At 40.9% G+C, this 1,916-nt stretch carries 2 protein-coding genes and 1 pseudogene; 2 read left to right on the forward strand and 1 reads right to left on the reverse strand.

What is annotated here, in order from left to right; translation table 11 throughout:
* Positions 1 to 385 (reverse strand): ADP-ribosylglycohydrolase family protein (locus tag RRG12_RS43645; protein WP_420763323.1); only part of this gene is annotated, 385 nt, incomplete at its 3' end.
* Positions 386 to 779: 394 nt separating this feature from the next.
* Here RRG12_RS43645 and RRG12_RS43650 point away from each other — a divergent pair.
* Together RRG12_RS43650 and RRG12_RS43655 are read left to right on the forward strand one after the other, a co-directional pair.
* Positions 780 to 1,319, forward strand: a complete 540-nt coding sequence (locus tag RRG12_RS43650) for a porin family protein (protein WP_069072110.1) — start codon at positions 780 to 782, stop codon at positions 1,317 to 1,319.
* A gap of 240 nt (positions 1,320 to 1,559) precedes the next feature.
* Positions 1,560 to 1,916, forward strand: a pseudogene (locus RRG12_RS43655) (sulfite reductase, ferredoxin dependent); the annotation flags it as partial.

A 1,916-nucleotide genomic window follows, 5' to 3' on the forward strand; every position in this document is an offset into this window, starting at 1 on the left:
CATTGCCATTACTATTTTCAACTTTACCGCCCGCCTGATGGGGAACCACTCCCTGCTTTAGGCGCATAATTGCTGTGTGGGTAGTTTGACCAATATCAAAGACATCGCCACGGGGAGTCCAGTAAGCCTCCTTGTACCAGCGCCAGAAGGAATTGGCTATAGCATCCAACGAATACCCTCTACAAAGGCATTCTGCCAAGCAAAAGCTTAAGGAACTATCATCTGACCAAGTTCCTGGTGGTTGATTCCATGTGCCATAACCAAGCATTGTTGTCACTGGAGATTTTACTCGTTCAGCACGGCTAGTAAACTCCACCGGCACACCCAACGCATCACCGACACATAAACCCATCAGACCAGACAACGTTTTTGCAGCGGTTAGCATTATTCAATCTCCACAAGAATTGCTCAAAATTAACTTTATAGATTCCCTCTATAGCTTGTTGCAACAGATGCTACAGCCTACTTTTTCATCATCTGTGAAAAGCTCGGCAAAAAAATGTTAACCGGATATTTTATTTGCCATGTCCCAACTTAGTTTTAGTTCCAAATATTGTGACAGTTTTAAAAGCGTCTATTTTGGACTAAATAACCAAGATGAAAAGACATTTAAATTTAATTATAACAACTCATTTATAAATTCCAGTATTAGTTACCCTGTAAGCCTTATGCATCAATAACAACAGTTATTTAAGAAAATTTGAGAATAATTTGGAACATTCTCGCATGATTTTCGACCTTGAATATATAAGTAAAAAATACAAAGTTTGGTGAAAATTATGAAACGCTTACTCAAGTCTTTCTTGACAATTTCTGCATTGTCTTCCTTAATAGTTGCTCCTTTTGTTCTATCAGCTGGTCAAGCTTCTGCTCAAACCAAAAAGGGTACTGATGCTAGTTATGTTGGTGCTGGTGTTGCAGCTGGCGTTACCAGTGGCGGACAAGGTATCAACGATGATGCCACATTTGGTGGTAATGTCACAGGTCGCTTGAAATTAGGAACTACCCCGTTTTCTGCACGCGGTAATGTCCTCTGGAGTGACCAGACGAGTGCCATTATTCCAGAACTTTCTGTGGATGTACCCATCGCTAATAGAACTAACGCCTATTTAACTGGTGGTTATTCTTTTGTAGAAAAAGATGGTTCAGCAACTCCTATAGGTAACAAAGATTCTGTAGTGGTAGGTGCTGGTGTTGAATCGGAAGTTGCTAACAATTTCCTCGTCTACACTAATGCCAAAGTCGGAATTGGTGCTTACCAAAATAGCGATGCTTCTGCTGTTAGCATTAATGGTGGTATTGGCTATCGCTTCAAATAAAAGATTATTGAGTCCTCAGTCAGTTTATACTTTACTTAGTACTCAGGACTCAGCACTAAAAAATCACTACTCCTCAAAAGCTGGTTTTGCTAAGTATTACATCACTGACAAAGCCAGCTTTTGCCGTGGTAAAATTAAAACATTCCTCATTATTCCGGCCGGATTACCGGGGATCAAGTAGCCGAAGGGTGCTGATTCGGCGTCTACTTAATGCTTTATTGAGAATACTATACAAGTCTAATGGTTAAATCTGCTCCTTCCCCCATCGCTAGCCGTAAACCTTCCAAAGTAGAAGGAATCAAGGAAAATAGTAATTTTTTGCGTGAACCTGTAGCAAGTGAAATTCTTCAAGACACTACCCATTTTACTGAAAATGCGGTACAGCTTTTGAAGTTTCACGGTTCTTACCAGCAGGATAACCGCGACAACCGCACCAAGGGACAGGAAAAAGATTACCAGTTTATGCTGCGGACAAAAAATCCGGGTGGTTTAGTACCGCCAGAGCTATATCTGGCTTTAGATAAAATAGCTGATGAGTATGGCAACCATACGTTACGAGCCACTACCCGTCAAGGTTTCCAACTGCACGGAATTTTA

Source organism: Nostoc sp. CALU 546, from assembly GCF_048836525.1.